16 protein-coding genes and 1 tRNA gene are annotated in these 24646 nt (G+C 39.6%); 5 read left to right on the top strand and 12 right to left on the bottom strand.

The window, feature by feature from the left end:
* The first annotated feature begins 31 nt into the window (after positions 1–31).
* The gene (locus tag ICL16_RS36400) at positions 32–2251 is read left to right on the top strand and encodes a Wzz/FepE/Etk N-terminal domain-containing protein (RefSeq protein ID WP_190836459.1); all 2220 of its coding nucleotides are present in this window, start codon (positions 32–34) and stop codon (positions 2249–2251) included.
* A 178-nt stretch (positions 2252–2429) separates the two neighbouring features.
* A complete protein-coding gene (locus ICL16_RS36395; protein ID WP_190836458.1) occupies positions 2430–3572 on the top strand; it encodes a SpoIID/LytB domain-containing protein in 1143 nt (380 codons plus the stop codon).
* Positions 3573–3614: 42 nt separating this feature from the next.
* Here ICL16_RS36395 and ICL16_RS36390 read toward each other — a convergent pair whose 3' ends face one another.
* On the bottom strand, positions 3615–4850 hold the full coding sequence (locus ICL16_RS36390) for a hypothetical protein (protein ID WP_190836457.1): 1236 nt from the start codon (positions 4848–4850) through the stop codon (positions 3615–3617).
* A 269-nt stretch (positions 4851–5119) separates the two neighbouring features.
* Between ICL16_RS36390 and ICL16_RS36385 the strand changes: the two genes are divergently transcribed.
* Positions 5120–5599, top strand: coding sequence for a hypothetical protein (locus tag ICL16_RS36385; RefSeq protein WP_190836456.1), 480 nt, complete (start codon positions 5120–5122; stop codon positions 5597–5599).
* A gap of 91 nt (positions 5600–5690) precedes the next feature.
* Here ICL16_RS36385 and ICL16_RS36380 read toward each other — a convergent pair whose 3' ends face one another.
* Together ICL16_RS36380 and ICL16_RS36375 are read right to left on the bottom strand one after the other, a co-directional pair.
* Complete coding sequence (locus tag ICL16_RS36380) at positions 5691–7859, bottom strand: GumC family protein (RefSeq protein ID WP_190836455.1); 2169 nt, start codon at positions 7857–7859, stop codon at positions 5691–5693.
* Between the two features lie 546 nt (positions 7860–8405).
* A tRNA-Gln gene (locus ICL16_RS36375) sits at positions 8406–8477 on the bottom strand.
* 289 nt (positions 8478–8766) lie between these two features.
* Here ICL16_RS36375 and ICL16_RS36370 point away from each other — a divergent pair.
* Positions 8767–9084, top strand: a complete 318-nt coding sequence (locus tag ICL16_RS36370; protein ID WP_190836454.1) for a hypothetical protein — start codon at positions 8767–8769, stop codon at positions 9082–9084.
* Between the two features lie 400 nt (positions 9085–9484).
* The gene (locus ICL16_RS36365; protein WP_190836453.1) at positions 9485–10885 is read left to right on the top strand and encodes a DUF1565 domain-containing protein; all 1401 of its coding nucleotides are present in this window, start codon (positions 9485–9487) and stop codon (positions 10883–10885) included.
* 1 nt (position 10886) lies between these two features.
* Here ICL16_RS36365 and ICL16_RS36360 read toward each other — a convergent pair whose 3' ends face one another.
* The 9 genes from ICL16_RS36360 to ICL16_RS36320 all read right to left on the bottom strand — a co-directional run bounded on the left by ICL16_RS36360 (position 10887) and on the right by ICL16_RS36320 (position 24624).
* Positions 10887–12944 (bottom strand): phospholipid carrier-dependent glycosyltransferase, encoded by a 2058-nt coding sequence (locus ICL16_RS36360; protein WP_190836452.1) that lies wholly within the window; start codon positions 12942–12944, stop codon positions 10887–10889.
* Between the two features lie 216 nt (positions 12945–13160).
* Positions 13161–14330, bottom strand: coding sequence for a glycosyltransferase family 4 protein (locus ICL16_RS36355; RefSeq protein WP_190836451.1), 1170 nt, complete (start codon positions 14328–14330; stop codon positions 13161–13163).
* Between the two features lie 37 nt (positions 14331–14367).
* Complete coding sequence (locus ICL16_RS36350) at positions 14368–15609, bottom strand: O-antigen ligase family protein (RefSeq protein WP_190836450.1); 1242 nt, start codon at positions 15607–15609, stop codon at positions 14368–14370.
* Positions 15610–15624: 15 nt separating this feature from the next.
* Positions 15625–16917, bottom strand: coding sequence for a glycosyltransferase family 4 protein (locus ICL16_RS36345; RefSeq protein WP_190836449.1), 1293 nt, complete (start codon positions 16915–16917; stop codon positions 15625–15627).
* 42 nt (positions 16918–16959) lie between these two features.
* The gene (locus ICL16_RS36340; RefSeq protein ID WP_190836448.1) at positions 16960–18144 is read right to left on the bottom strand and encodes a glycosyltransferase family 4 protein; all 1185 of its coding nucleotides are present in this window, start codon (positions 18142–18144) and stop codon (positions 16960–16962) included.
* Positions 18145–18150: 6 nt separating this feature from the next.
* Positions 18151–19344 (bottom strand): glycosyltransferase family 4 protein, encoded by a 1194-nt coding sequence (locus tag ICL16_RS36335; RefSeq protein ID WP_190836447.1) that lies wholly within the window; start codon positions 19342–19344, stop codon positions 18151–18153.
* A gap of 13 nt (positions 19345–19357) precedes the next feature.
* Positions 19358–20620 (bottom strand): glycosyltransferase, encoded by a 1263-nt coding sequence (locus ICL16_RS36330; protein ID WP_190836446.1) that lies wholly within the window; start codon positions 20618–20620, stop codon positions 19358–19360.
* Positions 20607–21665, bottom strand: coding sequence for an NAD-dependent epimerase/dehydratase family protein (locus ICL16_RS36325; protein ID WP_190836445.1), 1059 nt, complete (start codon positions 21663–21665; stop codon positions 20607–20609). Before ICL16_RS36325 ends, ICL16_RS36330 begins: the two co-directional genes overlap by 14 nt.
* 196 nt (positions 21666–21861) lie before the next feature.
* On the bottom strand, positions 21862–24624 hold the full coding sequence (locus ICL16_RS36320; protein WP_190836444.1) for a condensation domain-containing protein: 2763 nt from the start codon (positions 24622–24624) through the stop codon (positions 21862–21864).
* Positions 24625–24646 lie beyond the last annotated feature (22 nt).

The following is a 24646-nucleotide window of genomic DNA, read 5'->3' as shown; positions in this document are numbered from 1 at the left end:
GCGTGAAAAATTGTTGCAGAGGTATTGAACAGTGGCTAACATTGGTTTGAATCGAGGAAAGCTAATTCTTGCTTCCCCACAACGTAGAGTTAACATCAAACAAATCTCTACAATTTTACTAAAGAGACGTAGGATAATATTGACTGTTTCCTTTGTCGTTTTAGCAGTTGCAAGTATTTTGGCTTTAATTGCAAAACCGACGTACCAAAGTTCTATGCAGATTCTAGTAAGTTCTAGAATAGATGAAGGAAAGTTAAATAACCAACTCTTTGGCTCTGAGTTGGGAGTGGTTGATAATATTGATAATGACTACACTCCACAAATGAAGCTGATGTTGAGTTCTATGCTGATACAAAAGGCTGTAGATTCTCTCCGTCATGAGTATTCAGATATTACAGTAGACCGGATTAAGGGTAAAGGTAAAAAATCAGCACCTTTAGTTATAACTTCGGTACAAGAACCGCCTGGAGAGAACAAAATTCTTAGTCAGGTATTAGAAGTTTCTTTTCAAGATGATGATCCTCTGAAAGTACAAAAAGTCCTTCAAGCTTTACAGAATGTGTATCAAAAGCACAACATAGAGCAACAAAAACAGCGTCTTAGTAAAGGAATTTCATTTATTAACGAACAATTACCCAAAGTTAAGTCACGTTTGAATCAAGCTCAGAAAAATTTGGAGAAGTTTCGTAAAAATAATAATTTGCTTGATCCAGAGGTACAAGGTAGAATTCTTCTCCAGTCTCTTGCTGATATTAGAAAACAACTGCAAATTACTCGCGCACAACTTCAAGATTTACAGGCGAGAAGCAGTAATTTGCAGCAGGAAATAGCATCTTCAAGTCAGAAAGCAGTTTTTGTTTCTGGTTTGAAGCCACCCAATCGCTATCAAATGCTACTTAACGAAGTTCAAAAGACTGAAGTAGCTTTGGCAGAAGAACGACTGCGCTATACTGATGACTCACCAGTGGTACAAAAACTACTACAGCAGCGTCAGAGTCAAATGGCATTATTACAGAAAGTCTCGCTTTCGCCACAAGACCAACTAGAAATTAATCTTGATACTCCAGATTTTACCATTACAAGAGAACTACAATCTACTTCATCAGAAAATGCTACAGTAGATCGGAAGTTAACTGAAGAGTTAGTTAAATTGCAAACGGCTGTTCAGGGATTACGTGCAAATGAAAAAAGCCTCAGTGAAACAGAACAGCAAATTCGCGCAGAATTAAGTAAATATCCAAACTTAATCTCTCAGTACAACCGTTTATTACCAGATGTAGAAACTCATCGCAAAACACTTGAGCAACTCAATAGCGCACAACAACTTTTGGGAATAAAAATCGCTCAAGCAGGGTTGAATTGGCAAATTTTGGAAGAACCCCAACGAGGAACCTACTTAGGTAGCAATAGATTACTATTTCTCTTTGGGGGAGGGTTAATGGCACCACTAGTGGGTATTTTAGCCGCCTTAATGTGGGAAATGTCTCACAACACAATCTATTCTACACAAGACTTACAGCAGTTAACTAACTTACGGTTACTTGGAACAGTCCCTCACTGTCGTCGCTTTGGTGGGAAAAAAAGATTTTTGAGCTTGCCTTGGAATGGTAAAAGCCGTAAAGAAGAATCACAAGATATCTATACTTCTTTGCCAACTCATGAAACGCTGGATATGGCGTACCAAAATATTCAAATCCTCACGCCTCAAGTATCCTCTAAATCGTTGATGTTGACTTCAGCAGTTTCAGGAGAAGGAAAGTCAACTGTAGCATTGGGGCTTGCCGATAGTGCAGCACGGATGCATCAACGGGTACTAGTGATTGATGCTAACATGCGATCGCCACACCTACACAAAATTTTGGGGCTTTCTAATGACTGGGGGCTATCTCTATTATTAATCGAAGAGACAAATTCATCAGTTCAAGAATATATCCAGCCCATTCACCCTTCTATTGACGTATTGACTGCAGGACCCACGCCAGAAGATACTGTGAAGTTACTGAGTTCCCAGCGAATGAAAGAACTACTGGAGTTTTTTGCACAAACTTACGATCTTGTGCTCATCGATGCTCCTCCCATTCTCGGCACAGTAGATGGCAGAATTTTGGCCTCTCTGTCTCAAGGTATCGTCATGGTGGCACGCATGGGTAAGGTAACTGCAAGTGAAGTAATCCAAGCTACAGATATTGTCAGTAAGTTGAATGTGATGGGAATTCTTGCTAATGAAGTAAGCGAACCTGCTACTGTATAAGGATTGTTTATCCTTTAGCAAGTCAATTTAAGTATTGAACCACAAAGACGCGCTTGGACACGAAGGAAAATTTCTTCGCGCTCTTCGCGCCTTTGCGGTTATAATTTCAAACGCGACTAAGGAAACTACTTAAAAACAAAGCGTCAAACATACATAACAGCGAATAAAAATTATTAGCATGAAATTCCAACTGTTACTAGCCTCGCTATTTTCCCAGATTAAAGGACGCCATTGGTGGCTGAGTATTCTCTTCTGGTTTGCTTTGATTGCCCCATCTCAAGCTTCTGTCATTCTGCGTATAGCAATTGAGAGGGATGTCAATCAAGTAAAAGTTGGTAGTTCTACGACTGCTGTAGTTAAGGATGTTAGTGGTCGTACTTTGGGACAATTACCAGGAAAGAGTTCTTTTTTTGCTCAAGCTGTTCCTGGTGGAGTAGCTTTGAATAAGTGGCAGTCTAATTTATTTTGGATTGAGCCGACAGGTAAAGGATTTGTTTTTATTAAGGATCGCTGGTATCGAGGTAGGACTCTTGTTGTACCCACCGGAAAAGGGTTAACGGCTGTAAACTGGGTAGATTTAGAAGAGTATCTCTACAGCGTGATTGGGGGCGAAATGGACAGAAGATGGCCTCAAGCAGCACTGAAAGCGCAAGCGATCGCTGCCCGTACCTTCGCCCTTTATGAACGCGAAAGACAGCGCAATAATCCGATTTATGATTTAGGCAGTAGCCCAGATCGTTGGCAAATTTACCAAGGTGTCAGCAGTGAATCTCCCACTATCTATGCTGCAGTAGACGCCACGGCGGGAGAGGTACTAACTTACAAAAACCAAATTATTCTCTCTGTGTTCCATGCTTGTTCGGGGGGACATACTGAAAATGTAGAAGATGTTTGGGGAAATAATCTACCTTACCTACGTGCTGTTCCTGACTACGACCAAAATATTAGTGAATGCAATTGGGTGAGAACTTTTTCTCCTGGGGAAATTAGCGCTCAAATCCCAGAAGTAGGCAATGTTAAGCAGATGATTCCACAGACTTTTTCGCCGTTTCGCAGTGTGAAAGCTTTAAAAATTGTTGGCGACAAGGGAGAGAAGATACTCAGAGGTGAAGAGGTACGTACAGCACTCAAACTTAAAAGCACCCGCTTCTCTATTTCTAACGGCAATGGTGGTTTTATTCTTAAAGGACTTGGCTACGGACATGGTTTGGGTATGAGTCAGTGGGGGGCTTATAATCTAGCACGGCAGGGATACAACCACCTGCAAATTTTGAATTATTATTACCGAGGCGTAGCCCTCGCGCCTATTCGAGCGAAGTAGAGACGCGATTAATCGCGTCTGTACAGACGCGATTAATCTCCCCTACTCTCCTAGTCTCCCAAATTCCTGTTCCAGTAAGTCAGATTCTGTGGTGTATGCTAAATCTTCTTTGCTGATGAATTTTTCGTTGGCAAACTGATGCGCATAGGCGATTTTCTGTTGCAAAGAAGTATCTGCGCTTGCTAATAGCTTAGCTCTAGAGCGGCGATCGCCATTACGTGCAGCAATTTTTTGATTGCGCCATTGAATCCAGAAATAACGTACTAACGGTACAATCAAAAAACCCGTTCCGTAACCCAATAGCACCCAGTAGATGAGTTGCACAAAACCTACTAATCCACCAATGGAAGCAGCCCCATCTCTTAATAAACTTCCTAGTACTAAAGCACCGACAAAGTTGGCTACACCCAATCCAGCACTGAGGAGAACTTGTCCTGAAGTTGCTGCACTGAAGCGCCAAGGTAATTCTTCCAGATAAACTGGTACTGGTTGCTCGTGCTGTTTAACGGCAGTAACTTGCAATTGTGGGAAGTAATAGACAATTTCCCCTTCAGGACTTACTGCTGGTTGTCCGTTAAAGCGAGTGAGAACGGGTAACATATAATCTTCATAGTCTTTTGCAGAGCCGAACCCTAGATCGTCCAGATATGGAGCAATTTGTTCAGCTACTACAGCACCACGATTACTCCTAATTACGGTAGCAATTGTTTGCCAACGACGTTCTTCTAACTTGACGTTGGGATTACCATCACCAAACAAAAACGAAAACACTGCTTCAAAGAAATTCAGATTGCTTTTCTCGCGCCGTCTTTGTTGCTGACGGGTGTCATAATCTGGACTAAGATACCAAAATAAATCTGGGAAATAGAAGAAGCCACCACTAAAGTTGCCGCCACTATCGCCACTATCACGGTCTGAATTGATTGCCGTAACAATCATGATAATGGACATAGCAATTAAAGCTATGGAAACAATTAAGAAAATTCCAAAGGATATTCTAATTAGATAAAACAGAACACTCCAAACCTTTTTCCACCATTCCTGCAACCGTAATCGCAAATACTTATTACGTAATTTTGCGTTTAAATCTTGAGAAAATACGTAAATAATATCACCTGTATCGGATACCTGTAAATGTCCGCCTGCGTCAGAAGCAAGGGCTAATAACCCTTGATTTGTTTCTGCAACATTTAATCCTGCTTGGGTTGCTACATCACCAACGGTAACGCGGTAGCCTAATTGTTCCACCGCTTGTATAATAGTGGGATTGGGAGCCATCCTCTTCCCTCAAGAGAAATTCATCTTCTTTCAGTATAAAGTTTTATTTTTGATGAAGGCAGAAGAAGGCAGAAGGCAGGCGAGGAATTTGTTTAGTTCATCTCGTTCCCATGCTTTGCATGGGAATGGCTTCATGAGGCGGAGCCTCACAAAATATAAATCACCCAAATTTTTTCTACATTGGTTAATATTTAACTAGTTTTATAATTAGATTTTACGTTAGAATTGATTCCTCCTACTTAATTGAGTAGCAAATTTTCTGCCTAAATATGGTTCAGTATACTCTTGCTCAAAGCCCAGAAATCATCATCTCTGTTCCTGGCAAAGATTCAGCTAAAGCCCGTGACAAAGCTATGGATCAGTTGATGCAACTGATGGATGATGGTAAGTTACCTACAGATCTCGAAGAGGGATTTGGTCCTCAACAACTAATAGAAGTAAAAGAAACACCAGTAGAAGGTGATAGCGGTGAAGATGCTATTACACAAGCTGTACAGGTGTTGAGTAATCTGGCTACACTCAAGCTTAAGGTGCAGGAGACTCGCACTGAAGCTATGGAAGTTCGCAAAGCTGTTGATGTCTTGTTTACAGATAATTCTGTGACTGAAGAAGAAATTACTCGTTTAAAGGAAGGTTTTAAAGTTCTGAAAAATTTTGCTCAAGCGAATATGCGTTATCAAGAAGCCCGTTCAAAAGCAGAACAGGCAAGACAAGTGTTAGATCTGGCTTTAAAATCTCCCGACAAGTAGGGGCAAACGGCTGTTCGCCCTCTAGTTTTAAAATAAAAATTTTCACTTGCGAAAAATTATTGCACCCTGTTGAGGTTCTGAGTGTCGAACCTCATTTAATTCTCTTGAGAGCAATTGTTTTTGAGTTAGTATTGTTACTTTCTTCTCCAACCCTCTCTATACTTACGCTCTGTCTGTAGTACTGTTGGTAGTGACTGTGAGAAGCAGGTGTAGCGTCTTTAGATTTATTAGCTACCACTCCTAAAACAGGAGTACCAGCTACTTGGATTTCCTCCAGTGCTTGATGGAATACAGTACGCTTGAGATTGCGCAATCCTGCGACTAGCATTACTCCATTGGTATTGGCGGCTAGCAAGTTTGCATCCGCAAAACCAACTAGAGGTGGAGTATCATAAATTACTAAATCAAAAGAGGATTGTAAGTTGTCCATCAAGTCTTGCATTTTGTGAGAGGCAAGCAATCTGGTAGAATCAGGAGGAACCGGACCTGCGGTAAGAACAAATAGGTTGTCTTCTAAAGGCGATCGCTCAATCACATTGCTCCAGTCTAAGTCTTGAGAGATGAGATCGGTTAATCCTTGAATATTCATTAGTCCTACTCGGTTGTGTATGGTAGGACAACGAAGATTCGCATCTACTAGTAATACTCTTTGCCCCATTGCTGCTGCGGCTAAGGCTAATTGTATAGCAACAGTAGTCTTACCTTCTTCTGGTTGTGCTGAACTAATTACCAGTGAGCGAATTGGTGTATCTGAACCAAGTAGAAGAATATTGGTGTAAAGAGAACGAAAAACTTCAAAGAAAGAGGCGCGGGTTGCTTGGTGAGCGCCATCTTCTTGCAAAGCTAATGCCCCCAGTTCTTTTCTCAAGGGAACTACACCTAATAAAGGCAGTGTAGTAGCGTCTTTGAGATCTTGTGTAGTGTAGAATACGTTACTCAGCTTGTCTAAAACTAAAGCTGCTCCTACACCCAGCAACATCCCTAATACACCTCCCATTGCCAAGTTTACTCCTAGATTATCGGGAGCAGGGGCTGGTTGATAAACTTGAGTAAATCTAGGATCGAGTGACTTCCAAGGTTGTAGCCTTTGCGCTTTTTCTATCTCTAGTGCTTGTTGTTTAGCTGTAAATTGTGTTAGAGCATCAGTGGCGATTCTTAACTCTCGCTGAATGTTCTCGTAATCACGGCTAGTCGTTGCCAAAGTTCTCAAGTAGATGTTGAGACTGTTAATTTTCTCACCTAGAGAAACATCTCGCGTTTGCAATTCCCGAATACGGCTTTGATATTCTCTGTTCACTCGCGCTCTTTCTTGCTCTAGCAATCCAACTAGATTAGCTTGCTGTTCATTCAAACGCTTCATTCCTTCTTCTTCGTTGGTGAAGATAGTTGAGCGTTTAGCAATTTGAGCGTTTACTTCTTGTACTTGAGCGAGTAGTTTTTGGTAACTAGCGTTTTCACTTAGCAATGGATTACTTGGCGAAGCTCCTGCTTGTTGTCCTAACTCTGTTTGCAAACCGTTATACCGAGCTAACATTTGTTGTAGTTGTACTCGATTGTCTAATCGGTTTTGCGTCAACACAGTAACATGGTTGGAAACTTCTTGCGCTTTCTGTGCTGGATCGATTAAGTTATTTGTGCTTCGCAGCGTGCGCAGTTTTTCTTGCCAATCTTCTACTCTTTGTCTGAGTGGCTTTACTTGTTGGTTAACAAAATAAATTGCTTGATTAACTTCTTCTTGACGTTCTGCCAAACTATACTGCAAATATGCATCTTTGAGTAGGCTTAAAACGTCACGGACTTGCTGCGGGTTTGAGTGCGTATATTCTACTTCTAATATGTTGGGCTTTTCTGACTTAATTTTTAGTTTGCGAACTACTGAGTTGTAAGTTACGTTCGGGTATCTAGTTTGAAGAACTTGGACAACTGGATCTAGTATGCCTCGACTGTATAGTACTTGTATTGTGGTGGGTACTGACTCTAACTCAGGAGGTGCCATCGCTCCCTGTTGTTGTGAACCCAGGCTTTGAGGAATATTCGCTATCGCCTTGCTTTCTCCTGTTACAGGCTTGGTTAAAATCTCAAAATTGCCTTCATATATAGGTGGATCTGCTTTTGTCTTCAACGTCGCTGCCGTTGCTACTACACCTGTCATCCCGACAATTAACAAAGCTCGGCGGCGCAAAGTAGATCCAATTTGACCTAAATCTAATTCATCTTCAGTTTTTATCAAGGTTTGAGGATACTTCTCTGATTGAAACATAGCTTCAGTCTATTCAGTTACTAGATTTTTTTATGCAAATGCCAGCCTGGTTCGTAATTGCATTGATTAGTGGAATGCATCCAACTAACAAGCCTTGATCAACACCAAGCTAAATTACTGCATTCGTTGAAGATTCACAATTTACACACAATCCCAAGTTTCGCTTGAGGTTGTCAAAATTCTATCTGATAGATCTAATACCCTGGTTCAATCTTCTTATAACTCTTCCATTATGAGCTAGGCTCCATGACTAGAGTAGCATTACAGAAGAAAGTTTGGTTACTTTATTTAAACTTTTTATTTGATTCAAGTATTAATCATATCCTACATTCAGTGATATTCCTGACGCCCTACGGAAAGTCAAAAGTCAAAAGTCAAAAAAAATAAAAAAGGATACAAGCCCCTAAATTCATTGCTCAAGAACTCACACTTCCTTCGTCGTTCCCATGCTCAGCATGGGAATGCCATCTGGAGGCGGAACCTCCTTTAGGGTTCAGAAGCAAACGGAACCCAATCAAAAGGTTAATATAACTTTCTTCAGAAAAACTGGGGCGCTAGGATTCGAACCTAGGAATAGCGGAACCAAAACCCGCTGCCTTACCACTTGGCCACGCCCCAACGGCTTAACCTTCTTTAATATAGCAGTGACAACTGGGGTAATGTCAAGTACTCTGACAAAAAATTTAGGGCAAATGCTCAAAATTTTTCCACCCACTGCCTCAACCTGAGAATTTTCTTTTCCCGTTGTCAATCTTTAAATAGTACTGTTCCAATGGGAACACTAGGTTATGATGGTCTACTGTATGCCCTTATTTTTTTTTCATCAAAGTTTTTTTTAATGTTATTTGGGTAAAAAGTTAGTCAAGCAATCTCCGTGTTGATGTCAACATTATTTTTTCAAGTATATATGTATTCTACTAAGTCAATTATCAATATTCGTGTATCTTTTTTTACATTAATTAATGTAATAATAACTAAATTAAAACAGCAAAAGAATAAAATCCATGACTATAGTCAATTTGTTTGCGGACGCGACTATGTACTGGAAGCAGTAAGTAACTTTACATACTACATGACAGCGCAAAGTAAAGGAGTCAAACGTGGCGATTACGTCATGTTGAAAAACGGACCTAATTCTGAATTGTATCAAATAGAAGAAATTGATTATTACTCCGACCCTTCAGATATGTGGATGGCTTTACTGAAAAAAGTAGTGGCAGAGTGAAGTTTGGACAAATAACACAAAATTGAAACATCGCGCTCTGTAAAAGCAGCTAAGCTTGTGCTAGCATGTTCTGAGTAATTACTGCAATAATTTTATACAAATAGACTGATAACTCACCTTACATCTACCATTGTTTAATCAGTTCTATCGGGCTAGCACAGCTAGGCGTTCGTCAAAAGTCAACTGGATTCATAGATTAGCTCTGCTCTACCTTCACGATAAGAGTGCAAATTTGAGCAAGTCTTCGCCAGGGAAAAAATTTACTTCACTAGCATAATCATACCATTTTGTTATGAAGATGCACCTAGCATGCGTAGGCAAGCTTTGTTTGTGTAGTCTCAGGCTAAAGCCTGTGAATGAATAAAGCGCAAATCCACGTTGAATCGATTATTCAAAAGCTATGAGAAATTATCAAGGTAAAACAAAGATCAGGGCAATATTAACCCTGATGATTCTTGTTCATGCAACACCTGCCTTTGCTACTAACTATTATGTCAGCACTCAAGGATCGGATAAAGGCAACGGTACACAGTCTTCACCCTGGCGTAGCTTAAAAAAAGCTTTATCCTCAGTTAAGCGGGATCAAGGACACACTATTCGCATTGGAAAGGGTACTTTTGATTTAGGTGAAATAGTTTATGTGCCTTCTGGAGTTAATCTTGTTGGTTCAGGAGTTGGTTCGACTACGCTGATGGGAGAAGTTCGGATAATTAAAGCCAAAAATATCAGTATTAGTGGCATGAAATTTAATGGTAAAAATTATCAATATAAAGTGGGTATATTGATGAGAAAAAGTAATCAAATACGCCTGAACAATTTATCCATTAATGGCTATGGCGATCAAGCCATGAATATTGGAGAAATTGCTAATAGCAAGATAAATAATATTACTATCACAGATAGTTCCTATAACAAATATGTTCAAGGTGGAGGTGGTAAACAAACTTCTGCTCTTCAAATGGGAAACCTCACAAACTTTGAATTTAGTAATATTAAGATTGATACGAGAAAACGTGGTGGTGCAGGAATTACATCACTTAATGATGCTTGGGATCAGAATAAACCTTGGGTAGGTCCTCCTTCAATCTTAAAGAATGTTAAATTTTCTAATTTAGATATTAAGGTCGATAAATTGAATGCTTGGGCAAATGGTTCTACTCCACAAATGGCTTTAGAAATATGGCATTCAACATGTCACAACTGCGAAATTTCTAACTCTAAATTTAACAGTACACTGTCTTTAGTAACTGAAAACTCTACTCGCATCCGTGTACATCATAATGTCTGGAATGGACCTGATAATCCCTTCTACGCATGTGAGGTAAGCAGTGACAACATTGAATTTGACCATAACTATATTCGTGGTGGAATGTATCCCCTTGCCATGTTTGAAAAAGAGGGGACAAGAAATAACCTCAACGTGCATCATAATATTTTTGAGAACACTAAACCAGGAGGTGCTTTAGTCGGTCATTTTTTGGGAAAGATGAATAATTTCAAGTTCATTAATAACACTGTGAATATTAATTTAGCAAAACCACTGTTTTATTTTGAGAAAGGGGAAGTTTCTAACCAGATTATTCGTAATAACATTTTCTATAGTTCAATTGGCAAGCTCGGTAATTTATTGGGAACTTCAACTGGTGTAGATAACAACCTTTTTTTCAACATCCAGCCAGTCGGTTCACGTGCCATGACGTTTGATCCGAAGTTGACACTTTCGGGAAGTGTACCTTCATTATATTACAAACCCAGAAGTGGTAGTCGCGCCGTGAACCTTGGTGCAATTACTAAAAAATAAGCTATGCTTTGATACGATAGAACATAGACCCTAAATTTAGGTCTTGACCAAACACTGGTGTAAATGGTCCATTCGGGTTTTGTAACCAAGGTATCTCTCTATTTGACATCATTCGAGGCTCTAATGGACCAATTGCTACTACCGAAATGTTTTGCTGTTTGAGATCGTTAAGCCATTGAGATAGACTCTCTGAATAGGAAGGCGTAAATAAAACTTTTTGGTTAAAGTTTTTGCCATAGAATAAATAACTTCGGTTACTTAAAAGGTATCCAATATGATCATTTGGTTTTAGATTTGTTGCAATATATTTATAAATACCACCATAGACTTCCGTGCGTTGAATATCTCGTTTCTCGCGGGTTGTATTGATAGCCGTGAAGAGCAATCCAATTAGGATAACTGTAACACTTAATTGACCCAGTGAACGAGGAATAAATAGATTGGACACATTGATACGGTCAAAATTTTTGCAACTTATATAGTATGTTCCGAGAACGACTACAATGTAAAATCCAGTGTATAGGCTAAAATCAAGCAAGTTATCCCCCATCACATCCATTAGCTGAATAATGGCTTCTCCCGGATTGCTTTTTAGCCCAGTAATAAAATTATTGGCAATGACAGAAGCTCCACCAATATTAGTTTTGAATGCTGACTGAACTCTAGCAATGTAAAAAATTACATGATTAACTATACCAAGAAGACAGCTTAGTAAAGCGATCGCCACAACACCTGTTTCTCTAGTTTGGGTGAGAGTTGCCCCCACTGCTGCCACTACGCCGATGATACTAAACATAGATATTCCATATCTGAAAGCTTGACCAACAGTAGAGCTAACTAAGGAAGGCAGCGAACCAGTAGCAGTATATGTAACAGCAGTATATGGTGTATTCCAGTACAAAAATCCCAACAGAATTAGTAACACTATCAAAGTAAAAAGATAATCAAACCTGATTTTGCTCCGACTTCTTCCCCAAACTCGTACCATCAAAACTATTTGCAATGCCATGAATAGGAATGGAATCTGAAACAAAACTATTGCTTGTTTGAATAAAATTCGCCAATGGGAAAAATTTTGTGGTTCAAATATATATGCCAAACTAGTCGCACGTAACCTATTTAAATCTAATGTTCCAGGAATAATAATATTTGCCAACTGAATGCGTACATGCCCAAGTGGATTGCCCACATCAATTAGATTCTTCACATACCAAAAACCACCCAACCAGAGTAAACATAAGCTACCAAAAATAAGCCAGTTGAAAAACTTGGTTTTCGTTACTGATGTATAACTTTTTCGTTGTAATAATTTTCTGATTTCTAAAACAAACAACAATACGACAAGTAATGCAGCATATCCAACTCCAGACGACTTTATACCTAAAAACATCCCCAGCGATGTCAGAAACATGAAGATATTAATCGGAGAATTGGTACGATTGTATAAAAGCCCAAAATATAAGCTAGCTGTAAAAAATGAAGCAAATGGCAGATCTATATGCAATGTATTTACTTGTAAAATGACAGTAGGAATAGTCATTACAAGCGTTGAAGCTGCCATTGCATAAATTCTCTTTGCGCCAACTTCCACGCTTAGGAGATAGACTGCAAGTCCTAGTATTATCCACGCAATTAGATTAGGAAAAGTAACTAAAAAGTCTTCGCGAAAGGGCATGAAGAATAGTGTGCAGAGAATTTCCCAGTTATAGGGATAGTAGCCCATTTGTTCGGCAATCCAGTCACCTGTAGGTTGAGTAAATTCAACCAGCCTGACAAAAGCAGCCTCCTGATACCAACGTGCCATAATTGGTAGATGATACCAAAGAGAATCATAATCAACGATTGGTTGAGTTGCTAAGCAATGTAATAGAATTAATCCAACACTAGAAATAGCAGTAATAATCAATATTTCTAATTTACTAAGTGGTTGATTAATTCTTAGTGCATTCTTGAGCGCTCGCCATTGATCATATTTAACAGGAGAACAAATCTTTAACCCTAATAAAAAAATAATTAACTCAAATAATAAAACTGCATTGAGTGTAAATTGTTTAAGCACTCCTAAAAACAGCAAATTACTGATTTCTATAGCACACCAGCTTATAAGGAAAACAAGTAAGCAGTGAGCAAATGAAGATTTACTCTCCCTATTTTGGTAAATTAGCACCAGTGAAAAACACAGAGGAGTAGCTCCAAATAAAAGTAAAAAAAAGATAATTAAATCCCCAAGATATTGTATATTTTGCATAAATAGAAAGAGCTAACATCTTTAAATTTATAATTGTTGATAAATTTTAATTAACTGGAGATAATTAGCTTCAGGAGTATATTTAGCTTCATAAGTACGACGAGCATTATTGCTCATAACACTTATAGATTCTGGATGATTTGTAATCCATTTGATTTTGGCTGCTAAGTCTGACGAATTACCCGCCTCGAAATGGAACCCTGTTACCCCATCCTCGACAATTTCTGCAATCCCACCTAAGTTAGATGCCAGAACAGGTAAACCACAAGCAAAAGCTTCAGCGATCGCCAAGGGAAAACCTTCAAACCAAATCGAAGGAAACACTAAAAACTGCGCATGACGTATTAATGAAAACACAGTTTTTTTGTCTTGAAACCCTAAAAACTCAATTACATTTTCAGCACTAGTATTTTGCACCACCTGTTGCAATTTCTGCCGTAACGGACCATCGCCAACAATTTTTAGTGGTCTTGATAAATTATGTTGTATATAAGCATCAATTAAAACTGAAACTCCTTTTTCTTCAGATAGTCTACCAACAAAAAGTAAGTAGTCACTACGTTGTTCGATTTGGTGAACAGAGGGAGCAAACACAAAATTAGGCTTAATATAAATCTTTTCTACAGGAAGTCCAGCTTGAAGCATTTTCTCTTTTTGAAATTGGGTAAAAACAATATAAGCATTCACCCTTTGGAGCCAAGTACCTCGCAGTCGATGCCAAGTAATCATTCCTGCAACAACAGAGCTTTGTAGACGCGAACTACGATAGCAGCCATACATAACACTTTGCCAAGGTATCACCTCACCAATACAATCGGTGCAAACTTTGCCGTCACGAAAAGGCATTGCTTTAGGACAAGCAAGTCGATAATTGTGGAGAGTTTGTACAACAGGCAACTCATGCTCCTGACAAGCATCATATATAGAAGGAGACAGCAGAGGAAAAAAGTTATGTACGTGAACGACATCAGGACGAAAGCTAGTTATTGTATCGCTAACTTTTTGTTTTGCTGAATATGAATAAATTGCACTGACAGCAGCAACAACTTTATCCCCAGCGCCTGTGATATCCTGATTACTAACTTCCAGCAAATGTACCTGATGACCATTTGCTTCCAATAACTGTTTCTCAGCTTGTACTACTCCATCTTCACCGCCTGCTAGTTGGTAGCGGTTATGTAGCACCAATACTTTCATAAAGTTCAATTTCTCAAGAATTAAAAGTGAGCACCAACTATGTAGCTAAGTTACCTAAGCCTGATACTTGAGTGAAATTCTGGGCTGATTTAATCTCCTTTTTCCGGCGACTGGCACTTCCAAAAGAAGCGCCTACCAGTATCCCTAAAGGATTCATAGCGAAGATATACACGACAATGTTGTCGCTAGTCATAGCAAAAGCCACAGCCACCAAGGCAAGTAAAGTCGCAAGATGAATATGAGCATTGCTTCTATCATGACGATCTGCCCACTGCCAGTTTTGCCAACTTTGAGTTATTAATCCCCAATATCCACAGAGCCATAATGTGAAACCAATCAAACCGTAATCGTGAAATATGCGCAAGTAATCGTTATGTGGGTGAACAAACGCTGAACCAACAGTTTTCACTAGAGTAATTGACACAGAACCAGGACCTTTGCCAATCCAAGGTGATTGCAAACCTGATTCATATGCAATTGTCCAAGCTATGTTTCTTCCTGCTGTGTTAATTTGTAATCCACCAACTTTGGCATTATCTCCCACAGCTGTAAAGCGATCGCGTATGGGTCCTACATAGTTAAATGCCAAGAATGCAACAACAACTATCAAAAAGATAGTTAAAATCATCCGTATCCAACCTTTGACAGTTGTTAAGGATATTTGAGAGAAAGGAAATAAGATTACACCGATCAGCGTTGCCGTTCGAGAGTAACTAAAAGCAATAGCTACAATTGTGCAAGTTGCCCAAAATAGTCCTCCATTCAAGCGATACCGCCACATTGCCAAAAACCAAGAAAGCCCGATAATGGCAAACAAAGCAAAGGAACGGGCACCCATCAAAGTGCTTGCTCCCGGACCAGAAACAAGAAGGCTGAGTCCATACAGTACTACTGATAATTGAGCAGCTTTTGTTAAATTATTACTTAAGTAGTCTACTTTGTCGAAACGATAGCTTTGTGTAGTACTAAGTAAGATAAATCCCACAAAACCCACAAATACTGATAAATTCTGAATTGAAGTGACCAACGGTAAGGTGTTAGTTGGATTAAACCACATCCAAATCAGGATGGCAAACAAAATGAATAAAACTAAAAAAGATGTTTTTAACACTATTTTGGGCATCCTGAGCCGACTCAAAACTAAAACCCAACTAGCTACAGCTAACAAAACAGTCAGTAAACCTGAAGCACTAATTGGACCTAAGCTAAGTCTACCTAGTATATCTGTCAGTCCGCTCAGCAACAGCGTTAGAGACATTAAAGTTGTATATAAATTCATATTTTTTTCATTGTGTCATTTTGCACTATTTTGCGTTTCGCTGAGCATGACTGTTGATTGGGTAGAGATCCTCTGCCAAACTTCTTGGTATACTTTGGCAATCAACTCCCCCTTAGATTCCCATACGAAATTTTCACGTACTCGCAGCTGTCCTGCCTGTCCCATACGCGATCGCATCTCTCGATCTTGAGCTAAAATTTTCATTGCCGATGCCAAATCAAGTACTGCTTGCTCTGGTGTATGTGCTGGGATTTTTAAGCCAGTTTCTTGTGTAACCTGAACCCCAGGTCCGCCAGTATCTAAGCAAATAACTGGGCGAGATGCTGCCATTGCCTCTATACATACCCATCCTCCCGAATCGTGAAGGCTAGGATGCACCAAAATATCACACTCTCCAAGCTTGCTCAAACTTTGTTCGCGCTTCAGTTTACCCCAGAACTTAACTTTGTGAGCAATTCCCAAATCTTGGGCAAGAGCATGAAGACGTTGGTGTTCGGGACCTTCTCCCAAAAGCCAGTACTCTGCATTAGGTAAGTCAGCAGTCGCAAAGGCGCGTAATCCTAAATGGAAACCTTTCCAATGCAAAAGTCTGCCCATACTAATAAACCTAATTTGGGAACTATCAACCATTTTGTGTTGAGCCAAAATAGCTATATCTTCTTCTGGTAAACCTGACTCAGGCATAATCTGTACATTTTTAACGCCCATCTTGTACAGGCGTTGAGCTGTATGTTTAGTCGTTGCATAGATTACAGCACTTCTTTTGGCAGTTATACGTACAAATGGATCTAACTCTCCTAAAAAGCGAACAAAGTTTCGTGCAGTTTCATAAACTTTAGCACGCCAGCTAAAATCCCGCCAAAACTCCAAAGCTGCAGATTCCCCGCCACCAACAGGACCCCAAATAAAAGGAATTGGCAGCAGAGAAATAAAGCTTGGTCGAGCATATTGTACATAAGTTGCGTGATGTGCAAGGTCAAACTTAATTTCTTGATGTAGTTTTCGAGCGACAAAATATGCCCAAACTTGCCAAAGATAGTAATGAAATTGTACTCCCCACAGTGTTTTTTTACCCTCATTACTCCAATCGATCACCCAGCCAAAAGGGTCAAAGTAAATAAAATGCAGCTTAATCAAAGGATTGCGTGCTAGCTCAGCCTCAATACGAGAACGATGATGCTTTGACGTAAGTACCCAAATTTGATGATGTTTAGCTAACTCTTTTGCCGTGTTCCAACCTATACCAGGTTCTGATCCTAGCCCAGGTTCACAAGAATAAGCAGATAGTAAAACTTTTAAGCGTTTCATGCTTTTTATAGTTTATGTATTTTGCTATCTCTAATTGTAGGACTAGCTACAAACTTCTAAAACATGAGACACTACCGTAACAAAACCTTCCGTTGCTAATTGAGGAGTATGGTGAGCTATCAACTGCTGCGATTTTTTACCCATTAATTCAATTAGACTGGGATTGTCAATAAATTTTTGCATCAATTGAGCTAACTCCTCCCAATTATCAGGAGCAAAAAGGTATCCATTTTCTGACTCAACAATTATTTCAGAGACTCCTGCCTTTTTAGAACATAGAATTGGCTTACTCAAAAGCATTGCTTCTGAAACTACCATTCCCCAAACATCATCAAATGAAGGAAAAACAAAGACATCCGCTTGCTTAAAATAAGCTCCTAATTCTTCGTATTTTATCCACCCTGTCCAAACTACATGATTCTCAAGATTGTGAGCTTTGGCAAAATTTGCAAATTCTTCACGCTGTTCTCCGTCACCAATCAACATGACAGTGAAATCATGATATCCTTGTTGTCTTAGTAAAGAACAGGCTTTTAGCAGTGAATGAATACCTTTATTGTAGTTAATATCACCTGCATACAAAAAAATTGGTTTTGTTAATTTTATATATCGATTATCAACTCGCTCAATATTTTTGAGAAAAACTTTTGCGTCGGGAACAAGATAAGGTTGTAAAAAAACTTTGCTTTGCTCAATCCCTAGTATCTTCGTTAGATATTCTTGGGCTGCTTTATTGTTGGCGTTAAATGCATCAGTATACTGAGACATCAGACGCCTCAAAAATAGACGCGGTGCAGAGTTGATATGATCAACACTTGGTGTACTACCGTCATAGAGAATAACCACTCGCCATCTCATCCATAGCTTCAGAAGTAGCGCTACAACAGTCCAGATCGAGAAGCCACTGGTAAAGATAACATGAGGTTTATAAGATATGAGATAACCAATAATTTTAGGCGAGACAACTGTAATTAATGACGCTGCCTGATTTAATTTTATGGAGTAACTTTTACCAACTATCTTCACCTTAAATTGATCTTGATATTCCTGCGAGAAACCTTGCCAATCACCAGTATAGATTACCGTTTTTTCAAAAGTTTTACTAAATTCACTAAAAATTTGCTGCCAATACTTACCTTTAGATAAAGCAGGAAAAAGCCAAGCAATTCTTGGTTCTTCTCTGGTCTGAACGTAATTTAAATGAGAATTTATGCTAATATTATTCATAAATACCTAAGTTTTGATTTGCTTTAACACATATGATGTAACTTGAGCGATATATTCTGCTGCTGTTTGAGATGTATGACTAGCAATTAATTCTTGAGATTTCTGTCCCATAGAAGTAATGAGATGAGGATTATCAATTAAACAGCGCATTAATTTAGCTGTTTCTTCTGGAGCATGTGGATCAAAGATATAACCATTTTCTTCTGGAATAATCATTTCTACTGCCCCTGCCCATTTAGAACAAAGAATAGGCTTACCAAATAACATTGCTTCAAGTACAACCATGCCCCAAGTATCTTCTAAAGTAGGAAGAATAAAAACGTCTGCTAGTTGGAAATAATCTCCAATGCGGCTATAATCAACCCATCCTACCCACTTTACAGTTTGTTCTAATTCGTATTTTTGAGTAAGCCTCTCTAGTCTTTCTCTTTCTGAACCTTGACCAATGACTATCAATGTGTAATTAGTATATCCTTGTTGTCGCAGAATCGCGCAAGCCTCTAGCAATCTATGTAACCCTTTTCTACGAATTAACTGTCCAACAAATAAAAATATAGGTTGCTGTAAGTTTTGCTGGTTTAATTCATTATTTTTTTCCAGCTTTAACATTGCTTTTGAAGTTGGTACTTCATAAGGTCTAGCAAAAATTTTATCTTGCTTTGCCCCCAAAATTTCACTTAGATATTTCTTGCCGGCTTGAGAGTTTGTAATAAAAGCATCAGTAAACTCAACTATCTTTCTGCGCCAGAATAAATGAGTAGGTGAGTTGCGATAGTCTACATTTGGTGAGCTACCTTCATAAGCAATGATTAATCGCCACTTCATTAGGGGTTTGAGAAGTAACGCCAACATCGTCCAGCCAGAAAAACCATTAACAAATACTACCTTTGGTTTGAAGCGCAGGAGTTTACCAATAATAGCTGGAGAAACATACATAAAGCCACGAGGATAAGATTCCTCTGATGGAGTTATGATAAAAAACTTTGTCTTTCCAACTAGTTCAATATTAAAAGAGTTTTCAAAACCCGCTGCAAAGCCATCCCAACGACCAGTATATATAGTTGTTTGGGGAAAAATTTTGGTAAATTCGCTGAATAGTGGATGCCAATAGCTGCCTCCATGTATAGTAGGTAAAAGCCACGCAACGCGAAGATTATTTGTGAGTTTCTCTGCCTGATTTTCTGTAATTGTACTAATCATCAAATCTTTTCTTTTAGATATGTTGGAAAATTACACTAGCGAAATTTTCGGCTGAATTCTGCTGGGCAAAAGACTTCATTTTTGTGCGATCGCCAATTTCTGTAGATTCAAGTAATAATTGAGTTAAGCCTTGAGCAATTTCTGCAGGTATAGTTGAGTCAAGTGTTATACCAAGTTGATATCGTCGAGCAATTTCTCCCATTAACCCATAATCTGAAGATAATACAGGCTTTTGTGCCGCCGCTGCCCTGACTAAAATTCCACTCATCCCAATATGCTTTTGATACGGAGCAAGAATCACATCTGCAACTTGAAAGTATGTTTGAATTTCCCGCTCCGGAATAAACTGGTTATGTGTAATAATTTGCACTGGCAAAGATTGAGTAATATGATTGATCCTGGCTCTAATTTTTGGTTCTATTCCCGGATCAATCTCACCTACCAATAACAAGCAGAGTTTCTGAGAAACATCAGGTGAAAGTAGGGCAACTGCGTCGAGTAACTGATTTATTCCTTTACGTTCAAATATGCTACCAAAGAAGAGAAACACTTTCCTACTATCATCAATACCTAATTTCTCTTTCAATTGCTCTAATGATATTAGTGAATCATTATATGTCTGTACTGGATCTGGTAAATATACCTTTTTGACTGCGCTATTAAACCGCTCCAAATCTTTCAATGCAAACGGATCGAGGCAAAACAAAATTTGCAACTGTTTACGACGTAATATTAATGATAGCAACAGTTGATCAAGCCATTCCTGTAACCTTTCTTTCCCACTGGGTTTGTATTTTTCAAATTTATGGTAATGGAAAGTTGGTCTGAAGTAGATAGTAGAAAAAGAGCAGGGAAATTTTCCATCAACAGCTATGGGTATGGCAAACGTATCAAAGAACATGATCAGGCAATGAGTTGCTGACAATGACTGAGCGTAAGAACGACATAACCTCCACTGCTGCAAATAATGAATTTTCCTCTGCAAATAATTTGATTGAGGTACAAGGGCAGCTTCTTCTGCAACAGTAATTGGCATCAATTTCACTCGATTACCGTATTTAGCCGCCAAATCAACAACATCTGTATGTTGTTGAATAAACTTAGGCGCTACGACTACATATAGAGTTCCTGGTAATTCTTGTTCACCCCAAAAGCGAATTAAATGGTAAATATAACCAGCGTGATGACCATCAATTACTAGGTCAAACAGCATAATCTTGCGATCGCTGCTTTGACTACGCTCTAAGCCAACACTTTTGTCACTAACTTTTAACATATTGCTGCTGATGTTGAGCTTCTACTATTTCCTGAAGAATATCTTTGAGACTCTTGGTAATTCCCCACTCCGGGAAATGAGACTTCATCTTGCTGAGATCGGAGATGTAGCAAATGTGGTCGCCAATACGGTTTTGGTCGATGTAGATCCAATCCACCTTTCGGTTCGTTAAACTTTCAATTAGGTCAAACGCTTCTAAAATTGATACACTGTTTGCGCGACCACCGCCAAGGTTGTAAACTTCACCTGGTTTGGGATTGTGTCGGTATGCCTCAAATGCTTGAATCACGTCGTAGCTGTGAATGTTGTCTCTTACTTGTTTGCCTTTGTAGCCAAATACTTTGTAAGTACCACCACTAACTGCTACCTTCACCAAGTATGATAGAAACCCATGCAGCTCAACACCAGAATGAGAAGGTCCAGTTAGACAACCACCTCTAAATATTGCCACCTTCATGCCAAAGTAGCGACCATATTCTTGAGCAACCACATCGGCAGCAGTTTTGGAAGCACCGAACAGAGAGTGTAAACATCTATCAATGCGACACTCCTCGGAGATTCCATTAAAATCTTCTGGCTGAGCGTAGTCGAATCGTTTTTCTGTCTCAATCAACGGTACTTCGTTAGGAGCATCACCATAGACTTTGTTTGTACTCATGTGAATGAATACTGCTTCAGGACAGAATTGACGAGTTGCCTCTAGTAAATTTACAGTGCCTAAAGCATTAACTTCAAAGTCTAAAAGGGGGATTTGACAAGCTTTATCGTGAGATGGTTGAGCAGCACAATGAATAATCAAGTCGAAAGGATGCTCTTGAAATAACTCAAAAATGCTTTGGCGATCGCGAATGTCAATATTTCTGTGTTCAAAGTTCTTGGTACATTCCCGCAAACGATGGAGATTCCAGGTAGTATCCCCTTGATCGCCGAAGAATGTAGCTCTCATGTTATTATCTACACCAATCACATGATGACCCTCACGGTCATAATATTCAACCGCTTCTGAGCCAATTAAACCACTTGAACCTGTAACTAGTACTTTCATTTACTTTTTCTAACTTTTCCGACTATGCCTACGAGTACGTTTGGGTGAGGTAATATCCTTTACCTGCTAGTAGCTAGCTATACAGCTTCACTCAGATCACTACTTCTTTACTCAATTGTGCTGACAGGAAAATTTCTGCTAAATTGAATTATCTTTATTAACTATTTATATTTATTTGGTTTTTTTCCCTGCGTAACTATACTTCACCTTTGTGAGCAATTTCTAAGCAAGCCCGTAATTGTGCAGCTAACAGTGGTGATTTCATAATTGATGTATGATCGCCGGGAATCTCATAAATTTCCATTCCCCCCTCTGCCATACCACCCCAGCCTAGTTGCGGATCGCGGTAAATACCAGGAGGGCGCTCACTGGCACGAAACAAAATTACGTGACCAGGATAGATTGGCGGTGTATAAGATTCTCCGGCTTGCCTGTTAGCTTGTTGAACCTTTTGCAGCGCTGTTGGTAAATAACTAATAGCATCATAGTATAGTCCACCAGCGAATGTATTAGCGTAGTAAGACTTAGAAGAATTTTTTAACAGAAAGATGGTGAAAAAATTGAGCCACTTTTTCCAAAAATTTCCCTGACTAGAATTGCTTTTGTACCCATCAATGGAGCGTCTCATTTGGCTTTGCACGTTCAGATATTGAATTTGGTTATCCTCATCAAGTAACGAGAACATCCCCCATCTGCCGAGAATCTTTGCCAATGTATATTTAACTCCCAATTGTTTTAACTTCGCTAAAAGTGTGATGGGCATACTGAGAAAATCAAGCACTACCCAATTTAAAACTGAGAAAAATCTGGGAATTGGTGGCAACAGCTTGGGATATCCTGAACCAGGAGTATCAAATAAAGCCAGCATTGCGACTTTCTCACCTTGGGCAACGAACTGCACAGCCATTTCCCAAGCTACCATCCCTCCACTAGATAATCCAGCGAGAAAATAAGGACCATGAGGTTGGATACTACGTATTTGGGTAATGTAGTGGTCTGCCATCTCCATAATATTAGTAATGGGAACAAATTTCCCATCAAGTCCTTTGGCTTGCAGACCATAAACTGGTTGATCACAACCGAGAGAAAGTGCTAAATCTCGATACACGAGCAGATTGCCACCGACTGGATGGATGTAGAATAAAGGCGGTTGAGAACCATGTGGTTGAATGGCTACTAAGGATGACCAAGGTGCTAACCAGTCTTTTTGACGAATAATCTGAGCTAGTTCTGCCACTGTCGCTGCTTGGAAAAGGGTAGCTAGGGGCAGATTTTTGCCGAAGGTTTTTTCAATTTCTGTGAAGAGGCGTACAGCTGCCAGGGAATGCCCTCCCAACTCAAAGAAATTGTCTCGCGCTCGAATAGGTTGGATACCTAAAACTTTTTCCCAAATTTTGATCAATTGCAGTTCTAATTCATCCTGAGTGACTACGACAAAAGAATCTTCTGAGTTTTGTGTGTTTTGCTCAGGCGCTCCGAGGGTGTTAATTAATTGAGGTAATTTTTCTGATGCTAAAAGTGGTAAGTCACTGAGGTGGCGATCGCTTTGAACAACAAAATCCAGTAAGATCTGGAAATTTTCCAGCATACTGGTAATGGTAGTGGAATTGAACAGGTTTGTCTTGTAGTAAAGTACCCCCCTCAGTCCTTCCCCTTTCTCTTCCATAGATAAGAATAAATCAAAATTCGCCACCTCCGTCCCCACATCCAAGTGACTTACGGCTATATCTGCTAGTTCTAAAGGTTGAGGAGGAGTATTCTGTAAGACAAACATCCCTCGATGCAGTGGTGTGCGAACTAAATTGGGGAAATCCGCTAGCTTTTGAAAAGGCAACTCCTGGTGTTGGTAGGCTCCTAAGCTAACTCGGCTAACTCGACTCATTAGCTCCCGAAAACTTGGGTTTCCAGATAAGTCAGTACGCATCACAACTAAATTATTGAAGTACCCAATTAACTTCTTGGTTTCGACTCGATGGCGACCAGCGACGGATGAACAGACAATCATATCTTTCTGTCCCGTATATTGGTAGAGCAAGGACTTAAACGCTGTGAGCAAAGTGACGAACAAAGAAACTCCTTCTTGATGGCTCAGTGCTTTAACAGCTTTAGTGAGAGTCTCCGATAGCACCAAAGATTGACTTGCTCCTCGATAAGTTGGGACTGACGGACGTAGATTGTCGATGGGCAACTCTAAGGTTGGAACACTGCCGCTCAGTTGCTGCTTCCAATAGTCAAGGTGAGACTCTAGCATCTCACCTTGAAGCCACTGCCGTTGCGATTGAGCAAAATCGGCATACTGGATTGGGAGTTCAGGAAGCAGAGAAGGCGAACCTGTAGAAAAGGCTTCGTAGAGTACTGCCACCTCCCGCATGAACACGCCATAAGACCAGCCATCAAAGATAATATGGTGTACTGTCCGGAGTAAGACGTGTTCTTCTTCGGCTAGGCGTAGAAGTTTGACGCGCCATAATGGTCCACTTGCAAGATCGAAAGATTGATCGCTCTCCTCAGTGATGAGCTGTTGAACTTTAATCTCTTGTTGAGAAGTAGGGAGTTCTTGGAGTTCTACCACTGGAAGTTTCAAGGCGATATCTTTTGAGATGACTTGAACTGGTTGTCCATCTATAACCGGAAAAGTGGTGCGCAAAATTTCGTGGCGTCGCGCAATTTCCACAAAGCTCTGCTCCAATGCGGCGATGTTGAGTAAACCCTGGAGGCGATAAGCAGCACGCATATTATGGATAGAACTACCGGGTTGCAACTGATCGAATAACCATAGTCTTTCCTGTCCAAAGGAAAGAGGTAAGTTTCCATCTCGTGAAACGGGTTTAATGATCGGAGTCTGATGCTTTAATTTAATGTTAGTCCTCACAGCTTTCCAAAAATCTGAAGGAGTTTTTTCTGAATGGTTCTGGCTCAAATCATTGTCGTTAGTAATTTCAGAAAAAGGGTATTTCATAAAATCTGTTTTATTATTAAGA

The organism is Iningainema tapete BLCC-T55 (assembly GCF_014698965.1).
Lineage (GTDB): Bacteria > Cyanobacteriota > Cyanobacteriia > Cyanobacteriales > Nostocaceae > Iningainema > Iningainema tapete.
This window is presented reverse-complemented; position numbering and strand designations above follow the sequence as displayed.